At 62.4% G+C, this 26,182-nt stretch carries 21 protein-coding genes; 6 read left to right on the forward strand and 15 right to left on the reverse strand.

Going from position 1 to position 26,182, the window contains the following annotated elements; translation table 11 throughout:
- Nucleotides 1–89: 89 nt before the first annotated feature.
- The 8 genes from WBR68_RS28385 to WBR68_RS28420 form a co-directional block, all read right to left on the reverse strand.
- Nucleotides 90–872 (reverse strand): aldolase, encoded by a 783-nt coding sequence (locus WBR68_RS28385; protein ID WP_127185344.1) that lies wholly within the window; start codon nucleotides 870–872, stop codon nucleotides 90–92.
- A gap of 114 nt (nucleotides 873–986) precedes the next feature.
- Nucleotides 987–1,949: a Bug family tripartite tricarboxylate transporter substrate binding protein gene (locus WBR68_RS28390; protein ID WP_230695907.1), complete on the reverse strand. Its 963-nt coding sequence runs from the start codon at nucleotides 1,947–1,949 to the stop codon at nucleotides 987–989.
- Nucleotides 1,950–2,854: 905 nt separating this feature from the next.
- A complete protein-coding gene (locus WBR68_RS28395; RefSeq protein ID WP_227741338.1) occupies nucleotides 2,855–3,679 on the reverse strand; it encodes a phosphodiesterase in 825 nt (274 codons plus the stop codon).
- A complete protein-coding gene (locus tag WBR68_RS28400) occupies nucleotides 3,676–4,935 on the reverse strand; it encodes an ABC transporter substrate-binding protein (RefSeq protein WP_054438606.1) in 1,260 nt (419 codons plus the stop codon). Before WBR68_RS28400 ends, WBR68_RS28395 begins: the two co-directional genes overlap by 4 nt.
- Before the next feature lie 10 nt (nucleotides 4,936–4,945).
- Nucleotides 4,946–5,788: a carbohydrate ABC transporter permease gene (locus tag WBR68_RS28405; protein WP_026382206.1), complete on the reverse strand. Its 843-nt coding sequence runs from the start codon at nucleotides 5,786–5,788 to the stop codon at nucleotides 4,946–4,948.
- Nucleotides 5,788–6,657 carry a carbohydrate ABC transporter permease gene (locus WBR68_RS28410; protein ID WP_026382207.1) on the reverse strand — a complete coding sequence of 290 codons (870 nt, stop codon included), beginning with the start codon at nucleotides 6,655–6,657 and terminating at the stop codon, nucleotides 5,788–5,790. Before WBR68_RS28410 ends, WBR68_RS28405 begins: the two co-directional genes overlap by 1 nt.
- Nucleotides 6,658–6,665: 8 nt before the next feature.
- The gene (locus WBR68_RS28415) at nucleotides 6,666–7,802 is read right to left on the reverse strand and encodes an ABC transporter ATP-binding protein (protein ID WP_054438607.1); all 1,137 of its coding nucleotides are present in this window, start codon (nucleotides 7,800–7,802) and stop codon (nucleotides 6,666–6,668) included.
- Nucleotides 7,795–8,493 (reverse strand): HAD family hydrolase, encoded by a 699-nt coding sequence (locus WBR68_RS28420; protein WP_082401424.1) that lies wholly within the window; start codon nucleotides 8,491–8,493, stop codon nucleotides 7,795–7,797. The genes WBR68_RS28415 and WBR68_RS28420 overlap by 8 nt, the downstream gene beginning before the upstream one ends.
- 140 nt (nucleotides 8,494–8,633) lie before the next feature.
- Between WBR68_RS28420 and WBR68_RS28425 the strand changes: the two genes are divergently transcribed.
- The 6 genes from WBR68_RS28425 (at nucleotide 8,634) to WBR68_RS28450 (ending at nucleotide 16,194) form a co-directional block, all read left to right on the forward strand.
- On the forward strand, nucleotides 8,634–9,416 hold the full coding sequence (locus WBR68_RS28425; protein WP_230695908.1) for a DeoR/GlpR family DNA-binding transcription regulator: 783 nt from the start codon (nucleotides 8,634–8,636) through the stop codon (nucleotides 9,414–9,416).
- Nucleotides 9,417–9,828: 412 nt separating this feature from the next.
- Nucleotides 9,829–10,002, forward strand: a complete 174-nt coding sequence (locus tag WBR68_RS28430) for a hypothetical protein (RefSeq protein WP_156517876.1) — start codon at nucleotides 9,829–9,831, stop codon at nucleotides 10,000–10,002.
- Nucleotides 10,003–10,148: 146 nt separating this feature from the next.
- Nucleotides 10,149–10,994, forward strand: coding sequence for a hypothetical protein (locus WBR68_RS28435; protein WP_054438611.1), 846 nt, complete (start codon nucleotides 10,149–10,151; stop codon nucleotides 10,992–10,994).
- A 373-nt stretch (nucleotides 10,995–11,367) separates the two neighbouring features.
- Nucleotides 11,368–14,220, forward strand: coding sequence for an AAA family ATPase (locus WBR68_RS28440; RefSeq protein WP_054438613.1), 2,853 nt, complete (start codon nucleotides 11,368–11,370; stop codon nucleotides 14,218–14,220).
- Between the two features lie 640 nt (nucleotides 14,221–14,860).
- On the forward strand, nucleotides 14,861–15,202 hold the full coding sequence (locus WBR68_RS28445; RefSeq protein ID WP_159070651.1) for a TauD/TfdA family dioxygenase: 342 nt from the start codon (nucleotides 14,861–14,863) through the stop codon (nucleotides 15,200–15,202).
- Complete coding sequence (locus WBR68_RS28450; RefSeq protein WP_054438619.1) at nucleotides 15,199–16,194, forward strand: hypothetical protein; 996 nt, start codon at nucleotides 15,199–15,201, stop codon at nucleotides 16,192–16,194. Before WBR68_RS28445 ends, WBR68_RS28450 begins: the two co-directional genes overlap by 4 nt.
- 408 nt (nucleotides 16,195–16,602) lie before the next feature.
- Here the strand turns inward: WBR68_RS28450 and WBR68_RS28455 are convergent, their stop codons facing one another.
- From WBR68_RS28455 to WBR68_RS28485, 7 genes are all read right to left on the reverse strand, one after another.
- Nucleotides 16,603–18,819 (reverse strand): TonB-dependent receptor, encoded by a 2,217-nt coding sequence (locus WBR68_RS28455; protein ID WP_230695909.1) that lies wholly within the window; start codon nucleotides 18,817–18,819, stop codon nucleotides 16,603–16,605.
- A gap of 101 nt (nucleotides 18,820–18,920) precedes the next feature.
- Nucleotides 18,921–19,916: a siderophore ABC transporter substrate-binding protein gene (locus tag WBR68_RS28460; RefSeq protein WP_230695910.1), complete on the reverse strand. Its 996-nt coding sequence runs from the start codon at nucleotides 19,914–19,916 to the stop codon at nucleotides 18,921–18,923.
- The gene (locus WBR68_RS28465; RefSeq protein WP_050450419.1) at nucleotides 19,913–20,689 is read right to left on the reverse strand and encodes an iron ABC transporter ATP-binding protein; all 777 of its coding nucleotides are present in this window, start codon (nucleotides 20,687–20,689) and stop codon (nucleotides 19,913–19,915) included. The genes WBR68_RS28460 and WBR68_RS28465 overlap by 4 nt, the downstream gene beginning before the upstream one ends.
- Nucleotides 20,686–21,633 carry an iron chelate uptake ABC transporter family permease subunit gene (locus WBR68_RS28470; RefSeq protein WP_370641289.1) on the reverse strand — a complete coding sequence of 316 codons (948 nt, stop codon included), beginning with the start codon at nucleotides 21,631–21,633 and terminating at the stop codon, nucleotides 20,686–20,688. Before WBR68_RS28470 ends, WBR68_RS28465 begins: the two co-directional genes overlap by 4 nt.
- Nucleotides 21,633–22,574: an ABC transporter permease gene (locus tag WBR68_RS28475; protein WP_050450418.1), complete on the reverse strand. Its 942-nt coding sequence runs from the start codon at nucleotides 22,572–22,574 to the stop codon at nucleotides 21,633–21,635. The genes WBR68_RS28470 and WBR68_RS28475 overlap by 1 nt, the downstream gene beginning before the upstream one ends.
- Entirely contained in the window at nucleotides 22,574–24,328 is a 1,755-nt protein-coding gene (locus WBR68_RS28480; protein ID WP_230695912.1) for an ABC transporter ATP-binding protein, read from the reverse strand. Before WBR68_RS28480 ends, WBR68_RS28475 begins: the two co-directional genes overlap by 1 nt.
- The gene (locus WBR68_RS28485; RefSeq protein WP_230695913.1) at nucleotides 24,322–26,115 is read right to left on the reverse strand and encodes an ABC transporter ATP-binding protein; all 1,794 of its coding nucleotides are present in this window, start codon (nucleotides 26,113–26,115) and stop codon (nucleotides 24,322–24,324) included. The genes WBR68_RS28480 and WBR68_RS28485 overlap by 7 nt, the downstream gene beginning before the upstream one ends.
- Between the last annotated feature and the right edge of the window lie 67 nt (nucleotides 26,116–26,182).

Raw genomic sequence — 26,182 nt, forward strand, 5'->3', positions numbered from 1 at the left:
GCGCTCTGCGCCTTCAAGGCGCTTGGCTTCCCGCTCTACGCCAGGACGCTCTACACCTGATCGGCCTTTCTCCCCCCTGCCCCTGTGGCTTACGCCAGCACGTCCGGGTGCGAGCGCAGCGCGCGGCGCGCGTAATAAGAAAAGCCGACTTGCGAGCGCTTGGGCGTCAAGATCCAGTCGTGCGCCTCGCGGCCCAGCGCGGGCGGAATGGGTTGAATCTTGCCAGCAGACATCGCCAGCAATTGCATGCGCGCCGCGCGTTCGAATTGCAGCGCCAGCACGCAAGCCTCTTCCACCGAACCCGCCGCGATCAGCATGCCGTGATGCGACAGCAGAATGGCGCGCTTGTCGCCCAGCGCGGCCGAGATGAGCTCGCCTTCTTCATTGCCCACCGGCACGCCCGGCCAGTCCTTCAAAAACGCCACATCGTCGTACAGCGTGCAGTTGTCCATGTGCGACACCTCCAGCGGCACCTCCAGCATGGACAGCGACGCCACATGCAGCGGGTGCGTATGGATGATGCAGTTCACATCGGGCCGCGCGCGGTAAATCCACGAATGAAAACGGTTGGCCGGGTTGGGCATGCCGCCGCCCTCTTGCACGCGCAGATCCTCGTCCACCACCAACAGATTGCTGGCCGTGATCTCGTCAAAGCCCAGGCCCAGGCGTTGCGTGTAATAACGGCCCGGCTCCGGCGCGCGCGCCGTGATCTGCCCGGCCAGACCGGAGTCGTGTCCACCGTCGAACAGAATGCGGCAGGTCAGCGCCAGCCGTTCGCGCAGGCTCCATTGCGGCGCGTCGAACTGGCGCTGCATTTCGGCTTGCGCCCGCGCAATCAGCTCGTCTTTTCCCAGGTGCATCGTATCGCTCATCATGTCTCCGTCATGCCGTGTTCAACCACGGCGTAAGTCCTGAATTTCTTGCTGGATTGCTTGCTGAATTGCCCACGCAATGGCATCCCGGATTGCAGTCCGGGATGCCTGCCATCAATCCATCTTGATATCGGCGCGCTTCACGATGTCGGCCCATTTTGATTTTTCGGCCTTGATGAAGCGCTGGTATTCGTCTGCCGACCCGGTATACAACTGCGTGCCCTGGGAAGCCAAACGGTCTTTCAGTTGCGGGGACGCCAGCGTCTTTTGCAGGGCGGCGTTCAAGGCAGCCAACACCTCGGGCGGCGTGCCGGCCGGTGCAAAGAACGCATTCCAGGAACTGATCTGCAAAGCCGCGTCGCCCACTTCGGCGCTGGAGGGCACAGCCGGCGCCGCCGCCAAACGCTCGCCCGACGCCACCGCCAGGGCATGCAGCTTGCCCGAAGCCACATGCGGCATGATGACGGAACTGGCGTCCATCACCACATCCACCTGCTGACCCACCGCGGCATTGACGGCTTCGCTGCCGCTCTTGAACGGCACATGCACAATATCCACGCCAGCCGTCAGCTTCAGCAGTTCGAGGCCCAGATGGGGCGAACTGGCGTTACCCGCCGACCCAAAGTTCAAGCGCCCGGGATTGGCCTTTGCATAGGTCACGAAGGCGTCGAACGTGGAAGCGGGCACCCCCGCCCGCACCGCCAGCACAAACGGCGACCCGGACACCATGCCTACCGGCGCGAACGCATTCGCGTCATAGCTGAGCTTGCTGTAGATCAACGGGTTCACCACCTGCGTGCCCACCGTTCCCATGAAGATCGTGTAGCCATCGGGCGGCGCCGTGGCTGCTACCTGTGCAGCGATTACACCACCCGCGCCGGGGCGGTTTTCAATGACGAGCGTTTGCCCCAGGACATCACCCATGCCCTTGCCCACCTGCCGCGCAACGATATCGGTGATGCCACCCGCGCCGAAAGGCACGATCAACCGGATGGTGCGTTCCGGATACGCGGCCTGCGCGCCGCTCGTCAAACCCAGCGCTATGGTCAGCGCGGCTATCCTGCGAAAAACTTTCATGCCATTCCCCTTGATTGCGCCGTGTCGGCTTTAATGACACAAAGTGTCCTATAGGGGATTGAGTTTCCGCAAGGGGAATGTGATTGGGGGATACCCTGAGCGGCGGGGATAGAGTTCGCCTTTTTCGTTGAAATTCGCCTTTTGGCTTTGATGGGGAACTCCTGCTATTGCGCGGGCATCTTCTCTTCTTCTGTGCAGATGGGCGGCGTGCAGATTGAAGAAAGGCGAACTTTGCGATAGACGCAATTACATTAGCGTGACAGCCCAAGGCGGCAGATTTGGGATATGCCCGTGCGGGAATTGGGGAGGAGACATGGACGTCTCAGGGCACTCGGCTATTGGGAAATGTCAGAGTAGGCAGCGCAGTGCTTTGTGTGGAATGGCCCCTGTGGCAAGTGCCCGCTTTCGGCTGCGAGCCGTCCTTGTCGAAGGGCCGAGGACGACCCGTTGCAGCCCTTTGGGTCGGCGCCGTCTAACGGCAGCTTTCAAGGGGTTAGTGGTCAGTCCCAGCGGAGTGGCTGCTTGGACATGCCATTGCGCATCCCTTCGAAAGGCGAATGATCTTGGAGAACAAGTGCAGACTGAAAACGAGGCGAAGCGGCACAGCGACGGTCGGAAGGCGACGTCCGGCTCGCTTCCTCAGGCCGCGTTAGGGTGAGGACGGTGCGACACTGAGCAGGTGCGCCCTCATGTCGGAGGAGGTGCTCGGCAGGGAGCCGAGGCGCACGGTCAAACGGGGTAACGTTCGCATTGTGTCTCCGATGTTCGGGTATGTGGTCCCTGTGGGACCAGGCTCCACCCAAAAAGCGGACGGCGCTCCTGGGTATTGACCTGCAGAAAGGCCGGCCTCTGCAGCGCTGAAGCGGCGGCTCGCCCGGGGCCGGCCGCCGCGGTCGGGGCTGCAGTCAGCTCTGCTCCTCGTCGCGCATCTCGTGCAGCCTGTAGCGCATTTCGCAGTCGAGATAGTCTTCGGTGTGGATCAGCACTTGATCGGACGCCAGAAGCACCACGCCGTATTGCGGCTGCTCATGCACGCCTATGATTTGGCTCTCGTCGCCGTGCAGATCGAGCGCGACCTGATGGTTGGTACCGCGCAGCGTCGAGTAGCCGATGCCGTGATAGACGCCGCAGATCGGGCGGTGGATGTGGCCGAAAAACACCTGCCGAATGCGTGCTTCGAAGCCGGCGATGGCGGCCATGAATGGCCCGGTGTCGCGTAGCGAGATGAGGTCCATGCTGCGGATGCCGATCGGGAAGAACGGGTGGTGCATGAACAGCAGCACGGGCTTGGCCGACGCCTCCAGTTGTTCGCGCAACCAGGCCGCGCGGCGCTCGCAGAAAACGCCCCAGTGCACGCCGGGCTCGTTGGTATCGAGGAACAGCGCCAAGTGATCGCCGAAGTCCACCCCATATTGCACAAAACCCTCGGGGTCGCGCCCGACGTGCGGGAAGTATTCCCGGAAGATCTCGCGGTGATCGTGGTTGCCAAGGATCGGGAACACCGGCATGGTAAGTGGTGCCAGACACTCGCGCAGGTGTTCGTATGCGCCGGGGTGGCCGTAATGGGTCAGGTCACCGGTGATGGTCACGGCTTGGGCGTCGGGCTGGTGCGCCAGAATGTGAGCTACCGCCTGCTGCAGCCGCTGCTTGGGATTGGTGCCATACAGATCGCTAGCGTCGGCGACCAGGTGGGTGTCGGTGAGATGGATGAATTTCATCGCGGCGCTCACTTCAGCAGCTTCTGCACATCGCGCGTCATGGCGTCCAGCGCGGCGTCGGGCTTGGTGGACTTGTCGAACACGGTCTGCAGGTGATCATTGATCACGTCAGTGATCTTCAGGCCGTTTTCGCCAGGGAACGCGTACCAGCCGGTCAGCCACGGCAACTGGCGCACGGCGGTGTACTGGTTCGGGTTGGCGTCGTAGTAGCCCTTGAGCTTGGCGGGGTCGTCAATCGGCAGGGTGTTGGCGGGGAAATAGCCGGTGCCCTTGGTCATGATGGTGGCCCCTTCGGGGCCGGTGGCGAACTTGATGTATTCCCAGGCAGCCTTCTGGCGCGCCGGGTCTTTAGCAAACATCATGGCCACGTTGCCACCGGCCGGCACGCGAGCGTTATCCCCATAGGTCGGGAAGAAGCCCGTCACCATCTTGAACTTGCCGCCGATCTGCTTCTCGATGGTCGACAAGCGTGACGTGGACGATGACAGCACAGCGAGCTTGCCGGTCACAAACAGCTGGGCGGCGTCCTTGTATTTTAAGTTCTGCATGGTGCCGTGCTCGACCATGCGGCCCATCTGCTCGATCGACTCGCGGCCGGTCTGGTCATCGAAGGCCACCTTGGCTTCGCTCGCGTCGAGCATGCTGCCGCCCTTCGAGAACACCATGGCCTGCCAGAGCCAGTTGCCGGTGATTTCCCAGTCGTAGTGCAGGCCATTGGTGCCGGCGTTGGCGGCGCGCGACTTGTCGGCGGCGGCGAGGATGTCGTCCCAGGTTTTGGGCAGCGCGTCGGCCTTCACGCCGGCGCGCTCCAGCAGGTCCATGTTGTAGTAGACGATCGGGGTCGAGAGCGAGAAGCCGATACCCACCTGCTTGCCATTGACTTGGCCGAGCGACATCAGCGCAGGGCTATACCCGCTCTTATCCCAATCCTTCTCGGCCTGGATGAAGGGCGTGAGATCGACCGCGATATTGCGGTCGACGAACACGCGTTGGCGGTTCAGGCCCTGGTACGACACGTCGGCCAGTTGGCGCGTGACGGCATGCCGCAGCGCCTGTTGCGCGGCGGCCTCGTATTCGGGCGTGGGCGCGCGGAACTTCACGGTGTAGTCGGGAAACTTCTCCGTGAAGCGCTTGGCGATTTCCTCGTGCACCGTGTTGAACATGTCGGGATAGGGGTAGTCGACGATCAGTTCTATCTTGGCGGCCTGGGCGGCATTGCCGATCAGGGCGACGCCGGCCAGCAGGCCGAACAGCAGTTTGAATTGCATGGAGGTTCCTTTAACCTTTGACACCGGTGAGGGTAACGCCCTCGATGAAGCGCTTCTGCGCCGACAGAAAGAACAAGAGCAAGGGCAGGGTGATGATCACCGTGCCTGCCATTAGGGGGCCGAAATCCGTGCCGGCTTCCTCGTTCTTGAAGAACATGGTGCCCAGCGGCGGGGTGGCCAGATCGGTGGTGTTGATTACCAGCAGCGGCCAGAAGTAGTCGTTCCAATGCCACACCACGGAGAAAATCGAGAAGGCGATGAGCGCGGGCATAGCCGCAGGCATCATCACGCGCCACACCAATTCGAACTCGCCCATGCCGTCCAGCCGCGCAGCATGGATCAGGTCGTCGGGTACGCCTATAAAGAACTGGCGCATCAGGAAGATGCCGAAGGCTGAGGCGATGAACGGCAGAATTAACGCTGCGGTGGTGTCGAGCAGGCCGGCGTGATAAAGCAGGATGTAGAGCGGGATCGCGGTGGCCTGGAATGGAATCATCAGCGATAGCAGCACCAGACCCCAGGCCAGGCGCTTTCCACGGAATTTGAGCTTGGCAAAGCAATAGGCGGCCGGCAGCGACACGATGATCTGCAGGATCAGGATCCCGCCGCACACCACGATGCCGTTCCACAGATAGCGCAGCAGTGGCACCTGGGTCAGCGCGCGGGTGTAGTTGTCGACCGCGGCCCACTGCCGCGGCAACAGGTGGAAGCCGTCGCGGAAGATCTCGTCGGCCGGTTTCAGCGATGTCGACAGCATCCAGACGAAGGGCAGCAGATAGACTGCGGCGCCGGCCAGTAGCAGTGTGTGACGCAGCACGCGCCAGGGCAGCCCGGGTTGCATGGGATTTTTCATCAGTGGAGTGTCCGTTTTTCCATGCTGGCCTGCTGCACCAGCGTGAGCACGAAGATGCAGCCGACGAACACCACCACCATGGCCGCCGCATAGCCCATGCGGAAGAAACCGAAGCCCTCGGCGTAGATGGTGTGCAGCAGCACCTCCGTGGATTTGTTGGGGCCACCCTGGGTCAGCGCGTGTACCGTATCGAACACCTGCAGCGAACGGATACCGCACACCGTGACAACGAACAGCATGGTTGGGCCGAGCATCGGCAGAGTGAGCCGCAGCAGGCGGTCGAGCGGATGGCGCATGCCGTCGAGCAGGCTGGCGTGGCGCAGTTCGGCCGGGATGCTTTTCAGACCGGCCAGGAACATCACCAGTGCCAGGCCCGACATCTGCCAGATGCCGATGGCCGCCAGCGCCGGCAGGGCCAGGTCGTAGTCTTTGAGCCAGTTGCGCGGCTCGGCGCCGAACCAGCCCAGCACGTGGTTGAGAAAGCCCACCGAGGGGTGCATCAGGAACTGCCACACCACCGCCATCGCGATCAGTGTCGAGGCCACCGGCATGAAGAACGCGGTGCGGTAGAAGCCGCGCCAGGAATCATGCGACTCGATTAGGAGCGCCACGGCCAGGCCGATTGCGATCGAGCCAAGCGACACCACCATGAGGTAGTACACGGTGTTGGCGAAGCTCTTGCGGAACGTGGTGTCGTTCCACAGATCGGCGTAATTGCCCAGGCCGATCCAGTTCCAGCTGGCCGCGCCGAACTGCCAGTCGGTGAGCGACATGAGCGCTACCACCACCAGCGGCAGCACCAGCAGCAGCAGGGTCAACACCAGGCTTGGCCCGAGTAGCAGCGTTAGTTGCAAAGGCTTGATGCGCATCCCGGCTCCTAGGCGGCCAGCGACAGCGCGCGCTGGCCGTCAGCGAGACTGTGGCCGTCGGCATCGAACGCATGCCAGGCCGTCAGTGGCACGTACACGCGCAGCACCTCGCCGGTGTGGATGCGGTTGCTGGCGGGCAGCACCACGACGACCTTCTCCGCCCCTGCAGTCTGCAGCGTAACCATGCAGTCGGCCCCGGTGAACTCCACCAACTGCACCGTGCCGCTTACCACCAGGGCATCGCGCATGGGCGCGAGCGTGGCGGCGTGTGGACGGAATGCCATTCGGGTGCTGCGCGTGGGGAAGTGTGGCTCGATGGCCTGTTCCTGCAGCGCAGCGCGGCCGGCGCTGTCGTGGCCCACGGTCAGGAAGTTGATGCGCGGCGCGCCCACGAATGCGGCGACGTCTGCGTGTTGAGGCGCGTGGTAGATCTCCTGCGGCGTGCCCAACTGCAGAATGTGGCCACCCTTCATCACCGCCACGCGATCCGACATGGACATGGCCTCGTGCTGATCGTGCGTGACATAGACGAAGGTCACGCCGAGCTGGTCGTGCAACTGGCGGATTTCGCTGCGTAGCGACTGGCGCAGGTTCGCATCGAGATTGGAGAGTGGTTCGTCGAACAGGAATAGCGAGGGTCGGCGCACCATCGCGCGTGCCAACGCCACGCGCTGGCGCTGGCCGCCAGAGAGCTGGGCTGGCTTACGTGTCCATAGATGGTCGATGCCCAGGATACCGGCCACCTGGCGGCCCTGGTCCTGCGCGTCGCGCACACGGCGGCGCGTACCGGGGATGAGCCAGCGCGCACCGGGCAGGCGCTGGGCGAAGTTGAGTGAGCGCATATAGAGCGGGGTGCAGATGTTGTCGCCCACGCTCATGTGTGGATAGAGCGCGTACGACTGGAACACCATGGCGCAGTCGCGTTCGCTGGGCGACTGCGCCAGGATGTCGGTGTCGCCCTTGCGCAGGGTGCCGCTGTCGGGCATCTCCAGTCCGGCCAGCAGCTTGAGCAGCGTGGACTTGCCACAGCCCGAGGCGCCCAGCAGGGTCAGGAACTCGCCATCGTGGATGGTGAGCGAGAGACGGTCGAGCACTGTCGTGCTGCCATAGGACTTGCTGATCTGGTCAAGGACGAGGTCAGTCATCTTCTGTCTCCAGGACGCGGGTGGGGTGCGACGCGATCCAGTGCGTCAGGTCGCCGGCATGGTCATAGGTGAATACGGCGGGGGTAAGGTCACCGGGCCGGGCATGGTAGCCACCGCGATGGGCGGCGAAATCCACGCGGGCGGCCTGTGCGCAGCGCGCGTCGACCTGCGAGTCCCCCACGAACAGGGCCCGTCCGGAGGGATGGCCGACACGTTCGAGTGTGGCCAGCAGCGGCGCGCCATCGGGCTTGGGCGGCAGACCGTCGTCGAGACAATGGACGTGGCTGAAGTGCGCGCGCCATTCGTGGTGCGCCAGCAGGGTCAGGGTGGAGGCGCGGTCGCGGTTGGTGCACACGGCCAGCGTATGGCCGGCCGCCCGCAGGCCGGCCAGCAGTGCGCCGGTGCCGGCGTAGGGCGTGGCCGTCACCAGCGTGTGATCGAGATAGTGGCGCGACATTGCCGCGAACAGCGCGGGACGCACCCCGTCTTCAGGGCCGGCTAGTTGCGTGGCGGCGCGTTTGAACATTGGGCCGACGCCCTGGCTCAACGCCAGACGCAGCGCAGTCGGATCGAGACTGGGGGCCGAGGCCGGGGCCACGGCGCGCACGGCCGCCAGCAGGCTGGGCCAAGTATCGAGCAGTGTGCCGTCGAGATCAAAAACGATCGCTGGATAGGGGGTGAAAGTTGTCATGTCCGCTACTTTATTGATCGAATGTGACGCAGATATGAACAAATTCGTTTATAAAAGATCAATATCGATCATTCCATCGTTTAAGGCTCCAGACATCTCTGTGTGATAGGGTGGCGGCCCCGGCCCGATAACGATCAAATATGCTCAAAGCCGAACGTCAGCAGCGCATCCTCGCGCGTATGCAGGAAACCAACGCCGTGACCGTGCGCGATCTGGCGCAGGCCTTTTCGACCTCGCCCATCACCATCCGCCGCGATCTGCTCGAACTGGGCGACAAAGGCATGCTGGCACGGACCCATGGCGGCGCGGTGGCCTTGCACGAGGTGCTGGCCGAGGGCAATGCGCGCTATGAGATGTACAGCTATGCCGAGCGGCATAATCAGCAGTCGGCCGAGAAGGCCGCGATCGCGGAGTGCGCGGCGCAGTACATCTCCGATGGCGACAGCATCCTGATCAACGCCGGCACCACTGCGCACGCGCTGGCTCAGGCTCTGCGCGGCCACCAGGATCTACACGTCATCACCAACGGGCTTTCCGTGGCCGCGGCGGCCGGGCAGAGCCGAATGGCGTATGTGTATGTGCTGGCTGGCCGGCTCGACACGCGCAAACAGGCCACTATCGAGCGCGCCGACAACGACACGCTGTCGGGCATCCAGATCCGGGAGGCGTTTCTCGGGGTGCACGCGGTGTCCGCCGCCGACATATTCATGCGCGACAGCGAGGATGGCGCCATGAACCGCGCCTTCATCGCGGCGGCGAGCCGTACCACCGTGATGGCCGACCACACCAAGCTCAACGCGCATGCCAGTTTCCGCGTGGCCGCCTGGCAGCAGGGGCAGCGCCTGATTACCGATCCGGCGGCCGACCTGGAGGTCGTGGCCGCGATCCGCGCCCAGGGCGTGGAAGTGATGATCAGCGCCTAGGCGGGTAGGGGCGCGGACCCGGTCGAGCTCTCAATGGCGAGTTAAAGCGGACATTCAAAAGGGCAAGTTATACGACCGCTTCTGGCCGAGAGTCGTCCTTGCTGACCGGCCGATGACGACCCGTTGCGGTCACTCCACGTCCGTTTAGGAATGTCTGCTAAGCGGCGTTCCCTTCATATTCCCCTCCCACAGGTTACAAAGCGCTGCGGCATGAGGGGCCTGATAGCCAAGTGGCGGCCAAGATTCCACTAGGCCAAACGCGACTGCAATCAGCGAAGCTATTCAACGGGCTTTCCCGTCAGATAGACCAGCCATTTCTAAGCTGAGCACCGTCAGCGCATACCTGCTGCAGTCCTAAGAAAACGTGATACAACTGTTAACATCATCTCGTACAACCCCTCGACGAGCGTTCTTGCGTCACGTGGACTTCTTCCGGTATGGCGGCTGCGGGACTTTTGGTGGTCTTGAGCTAAGCAAGGCTTGGCAGGATCTCGGTGAGGATCCGACTACCGACATCAAGGACGCCGAAGAGTGGGAGGTTCAGCTACGTACCCTGCTGGATTGCATGCCGTTCGCCGATTTGTAGTTCAACGCGGAAGAGAGAGCCTAGCCCTCGCTGCTGTCGCGGCCGCGATCTCGGAGAAATGCAGTCTGACACCTTTGCTACCACAGCGGACAGCCTACGGCAGCCGCTGAATTCAATCGTTAGTCCTCATCGACAAGAGAACAAGAATGGCAACTGCGCTCGTATCGGCCCCAATAGCTGGCGACAAGCTTTATCAGGTTCGTGCTCGTGAAGCTCTGCCTCTACTGGTTCGGCAGGCTGAGGCCAGGAACACCATCACGTACTCGGACCTTGCTTTCGAACTTGGGATGCCGAACCCAAGGAACTTGAATTACGTGCTCGGCAGTGTGGGCCGGACGATGGAGGGTCTTTCTCGGAAGTGGAAGGAGAAGGTGCCTCCGATTCAGTGCGTAGTGGTGAATGGAAACACCGGCCTACCCGGCGAGGGCATTGGATGGTTCTTGGTGAAGAAGAACAACTATACGTCTCTCCCTGCGGATAAAAAGCGCGCAGTGGTAAAGGCGGAATTGGCCGGAGTCTTCGGCTACCCCTACTGGACTGAAGTTCTCGAAGAAGTGGGTTTGCGACGTCATGCTGGCATTGCAGTGCAGGCGCTTCCGAATTTCGGCGGTGGCGGTGAAGGACCGGAGCACAAGCGGCTTAAAGCATATGTGGCGGCTAATCCAGCAATCGTTGGCTTACCAGAAATGGCTCCGCACGGAACAATGGAGGAGTGCCTCTTATCGGGAGACGCATTGGACGTTTCCTTTCAGCATCGCCGGCTTTGGTTGGGTGCTGAAGTTAAGTCACATATCTCTTCGGAGCTGGACATTCAGCGAGGACTGTTTCAGTGCGTCAAGTACCGGGCCGTGATGGAGGCTCAGGCCCAGGCGGCTGGTGCAGAGCGCGATGTTCGTGCTGTCCTCGTTTTGGGGTGCGCGCTCCCCGCAAGACTGAAGCCACTCAAGAATATGCTGGGCATTGAAGTTGTCGAAAGCATTCACCCGCGGTGAGGCTTAAATTCATACAGCAAACGCAACGCCGTGAGTAACGCAATCGCTCAAGCATCTGTCACCAGCCTAACCGGTTGGTTAAGCTGACGCCAACAGTTTCGCTGTTGGTGCCCTCCGTTGCGCTCCGGCGCGAATCACAGAGTATGCCCCTTTCGCTCTTGCAGGCTGCATCTACGGTGTTCGTGTCCTTGATTATGATGAGATGGGGCGTGGTCGGTAGATTTTTGATGTGCATAAGCCGAGCTGAACCAGATTACGCACCAGATTCAGATCGGCAGATTGCAACAATTGCGAAGGCCTCGACACTTGAATTGGGGTAAAAGTTTTCTGCTCTCAGTCTGAATACGATCATGCGCATCACGGAGGAGTTGTAATGAGCCAGTACCTTTTGAGTTTTGCAAGGCAGAATCTTGAAGGGCGCACTGACGCATACCTTGCGTTGCTCTGGTGTATGTACCAGGCCAACCAGGACAAGGGCCGCTACTCCGACCATATCAAAGCACATATCACCGTGGCAGCTGACCAGTTACTGGGTCGCAACTACCAACGGATGGCCGCACGCTTCAAAAAGGTGCTCGACAGTAGGCCGGAACTGGATCGTATACCGCCGTCCGGCCTCGGTACTTTGGACTACCTTCGCGTGAAAAGTTTCCGAGGCTTCGGAGAAATTGGCCCTGACGACACTGGCACCTTCATTCGCTTCAGCAAGCTCAAAAACATCTTCTACGCACCCAATGGCGGCGGCAAATCATCGCTGTGCGAGGCGTTGGAAATTGGTACCACCGGCGATATCAAAGAAGCGGCCAGGCGCAAGACCAAGGTCACTCAGTACATCGCACGAGGAGAGACCAAGCCCAAGCTAATGCTCATGGGAACAGACCGGCTACAAGTTAAACGGAGCATCAGCTGGTCGGGCTGCTTCATCGACCGCAATCGCCTTCAAGAATTTTCGCTATTGGGCTCCAAGGATACTGGCAGTGCAGAGAGGGATGTCCTAGCCACCTTGTTCGGCTTGGAAGAACTCCAGGAGGTCATTTCTAGATTCGTTCGGCCTGAAAGCTTCTCGCTTAAGGCCTTTGTGCGTGCGGATCGAGCCGGCGCACTGGACCTATTGGAACGCACCCGCGTCACCCTGAGCCAACTGCGACGTAAGCATAGGGCAGACCTCCAAAAATCGATATCCGAGAGTTGTAGGCTGCTGGGGCTGAGGCCCAACCAGGACTTCGATGTTCGACGAAAGGTCTTGCGGCTGCGAGACACAATAGAAATGCACATTCGTGGTGCCGAGCGCCTGCGCGCCTCCAGGGCCCCGCTCGCTATCCCGCTGAAGCAGGTGAAGCGCATCTGTGCCGTCGCTCAGCGTTTGCTTCACCGAAGAGCCAATATCGAAGCGGCATTTTTGCAGAGGGCCAGCGACGTCGATTATCGCGCCTTCTTTGAGGCATTAGAAGCAATCGAGCATTTACAGGTCGGTGAAACCTGTCCTGCATGCCTGACTCCCCTCGATCAAGTGGTAGTTAGACCGTTCGAGAGGGCGCGACTGCAGATCAAAGCACTGTGTGCATTGGAGTCCCTCAAACAATCTAAGCTGCGAAACGACGCCCGGATTGTGCTCTGGGCTTCGAAAGTCGCCACGGGAATCAGCGGGGTGAAGAACAACGAGCATGCCGACGTTCCCTGCACGTTGAATATGTGCGCGTTGGATGAGGTGCTTGCAAAGTTCCATGCCGCTACCGATCGTTCGGAAGTGGCACCCGCCGTCCTCGACTCGTTTCTGGATCTTTGCGCCCGAAGTGCAGATCAGATGGAGGTCTACTTAATTGCCTGCGAGCGCAAGCGTCGGGAGGTCGGTCATGCAGCGGCCCAGGCAGCCCGACTCGACGCGCGGGTGACGCAGTTGAAAGAAATAGATGAATCTCTGAAGCTGCAGTTCGACGGCAAAAAAATAGCGGAACGCGAGTTCAAAGTCGCCAACGATCAGATGGCAGACCTGGTAAAGCAGAAAGTGGCATTGCTGAACGATGCAGTGGATAACAGCCGCTTCAACCAGCTGCTCGAGGATCTGGAGACAGAGTATCGAACACTCTATCGCAATTTGCTCGATTACAAGCTGGAGCTGGAAAAAGCGCGAATCATCGGGATCGAAGCCAAAGCTGCCGAGTACTATCGAGCTATCAACAACCACGACGATGACCATGAGCAAATCACGTCGTTGCGCTTCGAACGTCAGGCTGAAAGCTACCGGATCAAGATCACCAACCTAGACGGATCATCGCTCGATGCGTTTGCTGTGCTCAGTGAAGGGCATCTGAGAACGTTGGGTTTGTCGATCCTCCTGGCGATGGCTGAGAAAAACAATTTCCCGCTCATCGTGTTCGATGACGTGGTCAACGCCATCGATACAGATCATCGATCAAACATCATCGATCTCTTCTTCAGCGATGCCTACTTACGCCGCATCCAAATGGTAGTAACCACCCATGACCGCCTCTTCTGGGAGCGATTTTGCAACATCGCGGACCGTCACCCTCAGTGCGATCAGCACGCCAGTCATGTGCTCAGCTACACGAATAAGGGCATTGTGGTGATTGATTATGCGGGTGGCTTCCAGAAGAAAGTCTATCTGGCGTTGTCGGTCTTCGACGTCCGCCAGGCGTTGCTTTATTGCCGCATCTGGTTCGAATCCATAGTGCTTGAGTTTTGCATCGAAAACCGCGTTAGAGTCACGGCCAACTTCAACAAGTCGCAGCTTAAGAAGAGCATGTACTTGCAGGTCAGCCTGGAGCATACTTTCTCGTTGGTGGAGCCTTTCATTAACTACGACCTGTCGTACTTCAATTTCATCAAAAATGACTTGGTCAACTGGGGTGGTCAGAACCAGGAGCATCACGCCTTCGACGAGGGCAGCCTGAACTTCGTGCACTCGAAAACCAGCGGTGAGGTGTTGAGAATCTACGATGCCATCCGCTTTCTGGAGTGCCAGCTCTTTCCGATGAGGAAGAAGGAGTCCGGGCAAAAATACCTTGCCGAACTTAACGAGAAAATTGAGAGAAGCCAGAGGAAGTTGGCAGGGCTCGCTAAAGCGCCAGCAGACGTGCAGGAGGAGCACCAAGCCGCGTTGAAAGCGCTGGAAAAGCGCGCCGCCGAGCTTGGGCAGGAGCTTGAGTTCATCGAGCAGTGTCTCGCTAGCGTCGCTCAACGCGAGCAAACAAAAGAACTGCCCTGAACTCTATTCCGCTTGGTACAGCTCTGGCTGTTCTTGGCTGGCATTCTGCCGGGCACCCGCCCCATCTTGTGTATAAGTGACCATGTTCCCAAAGTGCATCAAATCGAGCCGCAAAATCATTTGCATCTCTATGAAAATGCTCTGCAATCGTGTGCAAGACCGACGATGGTTTTGTTTCCAAAAGACCCCCTACCAAATCAAAAACCCGCTGTATGAAGCGAAAGCAGAGCGAATCTGCGTCAGTCAAAGTGCGGTAAAACACAGCTTAACTCGACAGAAGCGCAGCTAATCCGATCCAATGGCACCGACAAATCAGCCACTCAACCCGAATGAATGCAGGATGCTGAAAGAGTGCGGCTGGGTTGCCACCCAACACATGGCGGATGATGCAGACGTCTTTGAGCAGGCTGTGCTGTCCCTCGGACAATTTCTCGGGACTCCAATTACAACCCGCACCCGACGTCTCGTGGATAGGCTAACGCCAAAGCTAGCTGACATGGCGCACCCACACTCTTTGAGCCGGATGTCGGGAACTGGTCAGCAGCCGTGGCACATGGACATGAGCCATCGCGTTGAGCCCGCGCGCTACCTAGTGATGGGGATGCACGAGTGTCCCGCGAGAACTGCAGACACTGAGCTCTTGGACGCCTCCACCTTGGTCCCCACAGACCTTTACGAGGAAGCGCTTGCAGAGCCCTTCTTGTTCCGCACAGGAGCCCAGTCGTTCTACGCAACGATCAAAGTCAAGGGAGCTCCCTTTGTGCGCTTTGACCCAGGCTGCATGCATGGCACAACAGCGCGTGCCAAGGCCCTGATGCAGCAACTCTTGAACCGCACCCTGGCGCCCACCCACGTTCATCAATGGACACCGGGGGCCGTGCTGGTGATCGACAACTGGAAGATGCTCCACCGGAGAGCAGACGCCACCGCATATATCAATCGCACCCTGTATCGGGTCAGCGTCATGGGAGGCGCTACATGAGCAGCAATACCAAGATGGATTTCTTCAAAATCTCGAAGAAGGGCAAGAGGCTTCCGCCGCCCGTTGCGGTCGCTCACGAAACGCTGCTCGCCAAGTCCAGGCTCATGGCCAAGCGCAGTGTGGACGCCAAGCAATCTGGCATGGACACCGAGTGCCAGCTTTGGGCAGCGGGCGCATTGGAGCTTCTGGCTAAGGCGCAGCTCTCGGGCATTCACCCCTCGCTCGTGGTGGAAGCCGAAAACACCAATAGTCTTCTAGAGGCCTGCGGCATACACACCAGCACGAGGGTGCGCACCATCAATGCTTCGGTGGCCTACGCGAGACTCAACCATACTGTGCCGCACTTTTCGACGCCCGTGATGGAGGGATGCAAGAAGCTGGCTGACCGCAGGAATGCGGAGCTGCATTCAGGAGAGGCCGCCTGTGCTGCCATGCCGTTTGAGGCGTGGGAGGGCGACTTTTGGAACGCCGCAGACCTCATCCTCAAAAGCATGGACATGGACCTGCAAGAGTGGCTGGGGGCCGATTCCAAAGCCCCCAAAGCTCTCTTGAAGGCTCACCGCCAGGCTGAAATCAACGCGGCGAAACAACGGGTGATCCATCACTCCTCCGAGTTCAAGAAGACCGAGAGCGGGAAGCTGGGCCGCGACAAATTCAAGCTCTTTAAGGCACAGACACTGCAACGACCAGTCGATCACAAAGATTTTCACTACCTGTACTCACAAATCTGGCGTCACGAGTGCCCCTCCTGCAAGACTTGGGGAGCGGCGGCAGGCGACATGACATGGGAAGACAAAGCCGAAGACCAGGACGAAGCCGATTATGGTTATGAAATTATAGAAAGAGGCTTTTCACCATCTGAATTCTTTTGCCCTACCTGCGGCCTGTCACTCGTCGGGGATGCTGCGGTGAATGCTGCCGGGATCAATGAGGAATTCATTGAAACCAAAGAGGTCGAGATTGAGTACGAACCCGACTACGGCAACGACTGATGAAAAATCCTACATCACTTCCGGATTGGAACTTGACGTCGGACATTCTTCAATCCGAGCTCCAATGACCGTTTTTGGCCGAGAACGGACATAGCCTAGGCCAAGCAAGTCGCCGACCGACATGCTGCATGGATCGGACGGCGCCGTCGAAAAGGCGTACTGCGCAATAAACGCGATTTACTTTGCGCAACAGTCTAAGCCCGCAGATTCAGGGCACGGCGCTATCAGCGCCGTGATCTCGACAGGCGCAGATTTCGACGACGCCATGGGTCTGCGGGCTTGGCTTGGCTTGCCTCACCCGCAGAGCGTTCTGGATCCAGCTTCCGCCAGACGCACTGGCGCTGGCGCTGGCGCTGGCGGACATGGCACTCATCATGGCGGCAGAAGTGTTCCTGGCGCTGCCACTGCTCAGAAGTCCATCGACGCCGACAACATGAACGTGCGGGGCGCGCCCAGCGCCAGACTCGAAAGCTGCGGCATGCCCCAGTAGGCCTTGTTCGTCAGGTTGTTGATGGCGGCGCGCAGCACCACCTGGCGGTCGCCCACCCGCGTGGCATAGCGCGCGCCCACGTCGAACGTCGTGCGTCCGCCCACCGAAAGCGAGTTGTCCGCGCTGATGTATTGCTTTGAGACCGAGGTCGCGTTGGCGGTCAACGTCAACCCCTGCACCGCCGGCAAGTCCCATTCCACGCCGAGCTTGCCCTGCAGCCTCGGGATGCCGGTGGCCTGCTTGCCCTCATTGGCCGCGACGGCGGCTTTCGTTACCTTGGGATCGATGTAGGCGACGCCGCCGATCAGGCGCACGCCGCGCATCGGTTCGCCAAAGAAGCCCCACTCGACACCTTGGTTGCGCTGCTCGCCGCCGAACGAGAACACGTTGGTGACCGGGTCGGTGTAGCTGCTGGGACGGTTGATTTCAAACAGCGCCAGCGTATGGGTGAAGTCGCCCAGGTCGACCTTCAGGCCGATCTCCTTCTGCTTGGTCTTGTAGGGCGCAAAGAGCTCTCCTGCGTTGGCCGCGGTGGCAGGCGCCGCCTGTCCCTTGGACAGGCCTTCGATGTAGTTGGCGTACACCGAGATATTGTCCGTGGCCTTGACGAGCAACGCGGCGGCGGGCGACGTGGCGCTGGCGTCGTAGCGGCTGGTCCGCGCCCCTGTGGTAACGCTGAAGCTGTCGGTGCGAACCTCCTGGCGGCGCGCGCCCAGCGTCAGCTGCACACGGTCCTCGGCAAAGGACAAGGTGTCGGCCAGGCCGTAGCTGTTCATGCGCGTCTTGCTGTGCATGATCGGCGGAAAGACGCCAGTTGGCGCCGGCCCCCAGACCGGGTTGTAGATGTTGGTGACCCAGTCCGCGCCGGGCACCGAGCGGCGGCCGTAGTCGTGCTGGTCGTCGGAGTAGTAGGTGGCATTCAGCACCCACTGGTGCTTGATCGCGCCGGTCTGCAGCTTGCCGCGCAGGCCCGCGTCGCCGGAGGTCTTTTCCACCTCCATTTTGAGTTGCCCCATCGACGTGCGGAAGTCGCCGGCATCGTTGAACACCTGCGCCGACATGGCGCCGCTGTAGGTGTATTCGGAACGGCTGGTGCCGATGGCCGCGTAGGCCATCAGGTTGTCGGTGACGTCGAATTCGCCGCGGATCATGGCGCCGCGATCCTGGTTCTTCACGTAGGCCCAATCCGGATTCAACAGGGTTTCGGGCTTGGGCGGCTTGGGCACGCCGATGCCGGGCGCCAGGTTGATGCCGCGCGTCACGCCGTCGATGCGCTCATCGGTGTCGTATAGATCAGCGGAGATGCGGACCCGCTCGCCGCGCCAGTCCAGGCCCAGCGACGCCAACTGCGCCCGCTTCTTCTGGTCGACGACCGGGCCGTCGCCGTTGCGGTACATGCCGTTGAACCGGATGCCGAACTGCTGTTTGTCGCCGAAGCGCCTTCCCATGTCCAGATGTCCGCCGAATTGCGAATCCGACATGTAGGTGGCGGTCAGGCGGGTCAGGGGATCGGCGCCGGCGCGCTTGGACACCAGGTTGACCGCGCCGCCGACCGAACCGCCGGGGGGCATGCCATTCAGCAAGGCGGACGGGCCCTTCAGCACCTCGATCCGCTCAAACATCTCGGGCGAGGCCCGATAGTACGGCGCCATGCCGGCCAGTCCATTGAACGTCATGTCGGTGGTGGCGGAAGCGAAGCCGCGGATCGAGTAGTTCTCGCTCCACGCGCCCGACACGCCGTTGCTGAACACCGACGGGTCGGTGCGGGCGATGACGTCAGTGATGTCCTTGGCCTGCAGATCCTCGATGTACTTGTCCGTGTAGTTGATGACGGAGAACGGCGTGTCCATGAAATCCTTGTCGCCCAGGAAGCCCACGCGGCCGCCGTACGTGACCTGGCCGCCGGCGTAGGGCGTTGATGGCGCCTCCTGCGCGTCGGCTTGGCCCGTGACCGTCACCGTGGGCAGCGTCTTCACGCCCGCCTCCTGTTGCGCCCAGACGGGCGCCGCGGCCACGGTGCCCAGCGTGAGGCCAAACAGGCCGGCGATGAGAGGATTCAAGGAAAAGGCGGGCTTCGCCTGCCCGGCCAGCGGCGAGGGACGTGCGACGCGGCCGCTATGGCGACGTTTGCTCATGGAATGCTCCGTTCAGTTGAGCTGGGGATCGCCCGGCAACTCGGGCGACTGGGAATCATTTACGTTTGAATCGGCAATGACGCGCGGCGCGTCAGGAGAAATCAGTTGCGGTAGGGCCTCATGACTTCGTCGATCATGAGATGCAGCGACTTCACGCTGGCGGCGGTGACGTACCAGGCTTCGGCGTCGGTAAAGACGACGCGGCCGTTGCGCCATGCGGACGTCTGGCGCAGCAGCGGGTTGCCCAGCGTCTCGGCGGTCAGCGCCGGCCTGCGTTCCATCACGGCCGTGCGGTCGACCACGAAGACAATGTCCGGGTTCGCCTGCTGGATGAATTCGCTGGAGATCGGCTGGCCATGCAGGCCGCCATCGGCCAACGGACTGGCCGGCTTCACGCCCAGCGCCTTGAAGATGAAGCCGTAGCGGGATTGCACCCCGAACGAGCTGAAAGCCCCGTTGTTGTGCAGCACGACAAGCGCCGTCTCCGGGCGATCGCGGATGAGCGCACGCGCCTCGTCGACCTTGGCGTCCAGATCGGCGGCCTTGCGGCGGGCAAGGTCGTCCTTGCCGAAGATTCGTCCCAAGGTCAGCAGATGGTTCTTGACGATCTCGACGTGATCGGCCTGACTGTCGCGATAGTCCACGTCGAAATGGATCGTGGGCGCGATCTGGCTCAGCTCCTTGTAGTGATTCGCCTGCAGTGACGTGATCAGAATGAGGTCCGGCTTGGCCGCGTGCACGCGCTCCAGATTCGGCTGGACGATGGCGCCCATGTCCTGCACCTCGGGGGCATCGCGGTAACGGGCCAGGAAGTGCGGCACGAAGTCCTTGGGCATTCCCACAACGGGGACACCCAGCTCGTCCAGGAAATCCACTTCGTTCATGTCCAAGGCCACCACGCGCTGCGGCAGCCGGTCGATCACGGTCTCGCCCAGCTTGTGCTTGACGGTGACCGGGGCATAGGCATTTTGCGATGGTTGTTCAGCGGGCGCGGCGGTGTTGGGCGCATCCGTGGCTTGGCCGCAGCCGTGCAGCGCCGCCGTCGCAGCCATCGCGGCGGCAAGCAGCAGCGCCCTCGGCCAGTGCGACAGGATCATTTCAGTTCTCCAGGGGGATTGAAGTAGTTGCACAGGCGACCGCGATCGCCCTGCGTGATCTCGAAATCCAGTCCATACAGTTCGCGCAGCCGGTCCTCGGTCATGACTTCATGCACCGCGCCCGCGCAATGCACCGCCCCGCCCTTCAATGCGACGACGTGGTCGGAATAGCTGGCCGCGAAGTTGATGTCGTGCACCACCAGGATCACGGTGCGGCCATGGTCGTCGCACAGACGGCGCAGGGCGCGCATGATCTGCACGGCATGCCGGATGTCCAGGTTATTCAGCGGCTCGTCCAGCAGCAGGCAATCGGTCTGTTGCGCGATGGTCATGGCCATGAAGGCCATCTGCCGCTGACCGCCGCTCAGCTCATCCAGATAGGCGCAACGCAGCGGCTCCAGCGACAGGAAGGCGATGGCCTCGTCGATCGCCTGCCGGTCCTGTGGCGTCAAGGCGCCGCGGCTATAGGGAAAGCGCCCGAAGGCCACCAAGTCTTCCACCGTGAGCCGCAGGTTGAAGTCGGGAGACTGGCGCAGGGTGGCGACGCGCCGCGCGTAATGGGCACGGGGCATGCCCGCCACGCTGCGGTCTCCGATGAAGATGCCGCCCTGCGTCGGCTCCAGCAGGCGCGCCATCATCATCAGAAGCGTGGTCTTGCCCGCGCCGTTCGGGCCAATGAGCGAAGTCAGTTTTTTTTCAGGGAACTGAAGACTCACATCGCGAAGGACCGTTTTCGCGCCGTGGCGTTTTGATAGATTTCTGGTCGTGATCATGCGGAGCCCCGCGTGCGCGCCATAAGCGCGAGAAACCAGCCGCCGCAGACCAGGTTGACCAGGATGCCGACGGTGGTCTTGTAGTTGAAGACGTGCTCGACCGTGAGCTGGGCCAGGATGAACATGCCGACGGCGATCGCGCAGCCGGTGGGCAACGTGATGCAGTGCCGGCGTGTGCGCGCCAGCGCATACGCGGTGTTGGCGACGAAGATGCCCATGAACGCCGTGGGTCCCAGCAGGCTGGTGGAAACGGCAACCAGCACCGCGATCAACGCCAGATGCAGTTGCACTGCGCGCGGATGGTCCACGCCCAGCGACATGGCCTGGTCACGCCCCAGCGACAGGACGTCCAGCGTCGGCAATTGCCTGCGTCCGACCAGGCATACCACGGCAACAACGGCGGCGGATGCCAGCAACTGCGCCGGCTCGGCCTTGCCGAACGAGGCCTGGGTAAAGCCCAGCAGGATCGAGAACTCCCCCGGACTGGTCTTCAGTTGCACGAACTGCGTGAAGGTGCCGATCACCATGGTCAGCACCAGCCCCACCAGCAGCAGGAAATACACGTTCTGCCTGTCCTGCCGGAACAGCCAGCGATGAAGGATCCACGAATACGCCAGCATCACCAGCACCGAGAGCAGGAAATTGCCATTCGGCCCCAACAGCATCAGGCTTTGCGTACCCAGCGCCAGGATCATCACCGACTGCAACAGCAGATACACAGCCTCGTAACCCATGATGGCGGGCGTGAGGATCCGGTTGCCGGTCAAGGTCTGGAACACGATTGACGACCAGGCGATGCAGACGCCGCCGATCACCATGGCCACTAGCCGCGCCAGGCGTTTGGGGATGACGTAGTCGAAGTCCAGGCCTGACCGGAAGAAGAGGAAAGTCGCGGCCAGCGCGATAACCACCATCCACACCGTGTTTCGGGAAACCGCGCGCATCATCGGTGCTTCCAGAAAATAAGCGCCAGGAACAGGACGCCGCCCACGGCCCCCGCTGTCAGGCCGATGGGCACTTCGAACGGATAAATCAGCACGCGCCCCAGGATGTCGCAGCACAGCAGCAGCGACGCGCCGCCCAGCGCGACGACGGGCAACGTACGGCTCAGGTTGTCGCCGTAGTGAAGCGCGACCAGATTGGGCACCACCAATCCCACGAACGGAATCGCGCCCACCGTGATGACCGTGGCCGACACCGTGACCGCCACAAGCATCAGACCCAGCGCAACCGTGGCCGGATAGTTCAGTCCCAGGCTTGCGGCCATGTCCTCGCCCATGCCGGCCACCGTGAAGCGGTGCGCGTACAGATAGGTAAGAACGACGATCGGCAGGATGAGATAGACGATCTCGTAGTTGCCCTGAACGATCTTGGAAAAGTCGCCCAGCAGCCAGCCCTGCATGCTTTGCAGGATGTTGTTGCGGTAGGCATGGAACTCGGCCAGCGCGCTCAGCACGCCGCCGAACATCAGTCCCATCACCGGCACCAGCACCGTGTTCTTGAACCTGATGCGGCGCACGATCATGACGAAGGCCAGGCTGGCGGCAAAGCAGAACGCAAGCGCAAACGCCATCCGCCCGCCCGGCCCCATTGACGGCGCCAGCGTCAGCGCAACCAGGATGCCCAGCTTGGCGGCGTCAAGCCCGCCGCAGGTGGCGGGTTCCACAAACTTGTTGCGCACGATGTGCTGCAGGATCACGCCGCATACCGACAGGCCGACGCCCGTCAGCACCAGCGCGGCCAGCCGCGGCAGGCGGCTGGCGGTCAGCGTCAGCCACGCGTCGCCCGACAGCGTGAAAAGCTGCGTCCACGCCAACTGACGTGCCCCGACCAGCAGGGACGCGCCGCACAGCGCAACGAACAGCACCGACAGCCCGGCACGCATCAGACGCGGTCTCCCGCGATGCGCCAGCCCTTGGCGGCCTGGCGCTGCGCGAGGAATTTTGCATACCGCCCGCCGCTCGCGCGCAGCGCCGCCGGCGCGCCCGCTTCGACGATCCGGCCGTCCTCCACCACGGCGATTTCATCGGCCATCGCCACCGTCGACAACTGATGCGCAATGACCACCAGCGTCCGCTTGCCGCGCAGGCGCGCCAGCGTGTCGGCAATGACGGCCTGATTGCCCGCGTCCAGCGCTGCGGTGGCCTCGTCCACCAGCAGGATGGGCGCGTTGCTGATCAGCGCGCGGGCGATGGCGATGCGCTGGCGCTCGCCGCCCGACAGCCGCGAGCCCCCCTCGCCCACCGGCGTGTCCATGCCCTGCGGCAAGCGCCCAGCGATCTCGTCCACGCCCGCTTCGCGCGCGGCTTGCAGGACATCGGCATCATTGCAGCCCGGCCGACCGACGCGGATGTTGTCGGCGATCGTGCCGGTGAAGAGATAGGTGTCCTGGAAGATCTGGCTGATCTGCCCGGCCAGTTGCGCGCTGGCGATCTGCCGCACGTCGACACCGCCGACCCGCACGCTGCCCTCGGTCACGTCGAAGAAGCGCGCAATCAACCGGGCCAGCGTCGTCTTGCCGGACCCCGACGCGCCGATCAGGGCGACCATGCTGCCCGACTCGATGCGCAGGTTCAACCCGTGCAGCACGTCCGGCTCGTCGTGCGCATAGCGAAAGCGCACATCGCGCAATTCGATGGACGCATCGCGCGGCACCTGCGGTGCGACGGGCTCCGGCAGCGGCGCTGCGGCCAAGAGTGCGTCGATTGCGTCAAGCTGGGCGCGCGTGCCGCGCAGGACCTCGCCATAGCCGGCAACCTCGAGCAACCCATCGATGTAGCGCACCGCCAGCAGCATCGCGACAACGGCCGCCACCACTTCGCCGGCCGCGGCGCCGGCGCCGAGCAGTCCGTTGAGCCACAGGGCCGCCGCGATCAGCAAGGCGGCAAAGATGGCCTGGACCGCCCAGACATTGAGCACAGCCGCGGCCGCCGACAGCCAGATCAGGCGCGCGCCCGATTGGCGCTGCGCGTCAAGGGATTGCTCGAAGTGCCGCATGCCGCCGCCTTCCGCGCTGAAGGCGCGCAGCACCGACTGCGCCTGCGCGAACTCGACCACGCGATGGCTGGTTTCAGCAAAGCGCCGATGAAACGTTGCGTCGGCTCGCCCCGCCAGCCGCGCGGTAAGCGCCAGCACGCCCGCCAGCAGCGGCAGCGCCGCCAGTGCGATCAGCCCCAACAGCCAATGCTGCGCGAGCAGGGCCGCGACCAGCACGAGGGGCGCCACCACGCCCACGATGAGCGGCGTGAAGACGTGCGCGGGCAACTGGGCCACGGTCATCATCCCCTGCGTGACGACATGGCTGAGATGCGCGGTGTTCTGCGGCGTGAACCAGCCGACAGGCAGTCGCGCCACATGGTCGCCCAGCCAATGGCGGCCGGCCTGCAGAATGGCGACGCCCGCGCGCACGCCTGCCCGCTCGACCGGCAGGCGCAGCGCCCCGCAGCACGCCACGCCGGCGAGCAGCGCAGCCAGCCACGGGGCGGCCCGCCGCACGTCGCCGACCAGCAGATGCGTGAGCAGCGGCGCCGTGGCCGCAATGGTCAGCCCGCAGGCCAGCCCATAGGCGGCGGCCAGCCACCCGTAACGGCGCAGCCAGTGAACCTCATTGCCAAGCAGGCGGACAAAGGTCTTCAGCATGCCGGCTCCTCTTGCGCCGTGGCCACCGCATAACCGCCCTGCTGCCAAAGCTGCGCGTAGCAACCGCCTTGCGCCAACAGCGCGTCGTGCCGCCCCTGTTCGGTGATTACTCCATCCTCCAGGACCAAGATGCGATCGGCATGCACCACCGTGTCCAGCCGGTGCGCGCTCACCAGCAGCGTGCGTCCCTTGGCAAAGCGCGACAGCGCGTCCTGGACGGCGGCCTCGTTGCCGGCGTCGGCCGCCGCCGTGGCCTCGTCCAGCACCAGCACGGGCGGATCAAGCAGGACGGCACGCGCGATGCTTACGCGCTGGCGTTCGCCGCCCGAGAGCTGCGCGTCTTCGCCGATCACGGCGTCATAGCCGCGCGGCAAGGCCAGGATGCGTTCGTGAATGTTGGCCGCCTGCGCGGCGGCTTCGATTTCCTGCTGGCTGGCGCCAGGCCGGCCAAGCGCAATGTTGTCGCGCACGCTGGCGTGAATCAGCCGCACCTCCTGCAACACAAAGCCGATGCGCCGGTAGAGCTGCGCGCTCTCGATTCGCCGCAGGTCCACACCGCCTAGCGTGATGCGCCCTTGCGCCGGATCGAAGAATCGCACCATCAGGCGGGCGAGCGTGGACTTGCCAGCGCCGGACGGGCCGACGATGGCGGTCACCGTGCCCGGCGCCAGTGTGAAAGTAATGCCGGACACCGCCTCGTGGCCGTCGCCGTAGCGGTAGCCCACGTTTTCAAACCGCACTTCATGGCCTTCGGGGAGTTGTCCGCACCCAGCCGGCGGCGTCTCCAGAACGGGGGTGTTCATGAGCGCCAGCAGCCGCTGCGCCGCGCCCTTGGCGCTGCCCAGATCATGCAGCAGCGTATGCAGCAAGAGCATCGGCGCGCAGATGCCCGGCGCCACCAACGCGAAAGGCAGCACGTCGACCGGCGCCATCCAATCCAGCGCCACGAACAGCGCGCCCACGCCCAGCACTACGCCCAGGACCGTGACCGGCGCGATCAGCGCGTGGGCTCGCGCCATCGCGGCGACCAATGGCCGGGTGAAGTCGGCAAAGGCCGCTGCAAAGCCGTCCACCGCATCCCGGTAGCCGCGATGCGCCTTGCCGGCGTCGCCAAACGCCTTGACCACCGGTATGCCATTGACGAATTCGACGGTGGCCCCGTTGAGGCGGCCCAGGCGTTCGACGAACACCGGCATGTTCGCGCCACTGGCCTTCATGGCCCGGCGCAGAAAGAGAAAGAACCCCGGAAACGGCAGCAGGGCCACGCTGGCAAGGCGCCAGTCCTGTGCGAACAGATAGGCCGCCGACGCCACGATGGCGCCGCCCGCGCGTGCCGTCGCCGTGAAGAAATGCGCGGTCAGGCTGTGCAGGGTCGCCATGTCGTCCTGCAAGGCCTGCTTGACCTCGCCCGACGCCCGGTCCGTAAACCAGCCCAGTGGCACTTGAGCCAAACGACGCGCGCCGGCCAGACGCAGGTGATGCGTGATCCGGTTGTCAGCCAGGTGGGCAGTCAGTTCGGCGGCCGACACCAGCGCCATGCCCGCGAACATGCACGCGACGGCGGCGGCGACGGTCCACCAGATTCCGGGCCCGGGCCCCATCGACGCGGGACCTTCGAGGACCAGGTAGGCGATGTGCGCGATGGCGGCCAGCGGCGCCAGCGTGAGTATGGTGCCCACCGCGGCAAGCGCGGCTGCGGCGATGAGTTGCCCGCGGATCGGGGTCAACACCAGGCTGAGCGGGCCGGGCTGTCGAGGATGGGCCGGCGCGGCTCCGGAAGTGCTCATGAATGAAGTACCAGGATGAAGTTGATAATTATTTGCATCACTATAAACTAAATCTTGAAATAGTTGC

It is taken from the genome of Achromobacter sp. JD-1, assembly GCF_038594925.1.
Lineage (GTDB): Bacteria > Pseudomonadota > Gammaproteobacteria > Burkholderiales > Burkholderiaceae_B > Achromobacter > Achromobacter spanius_C.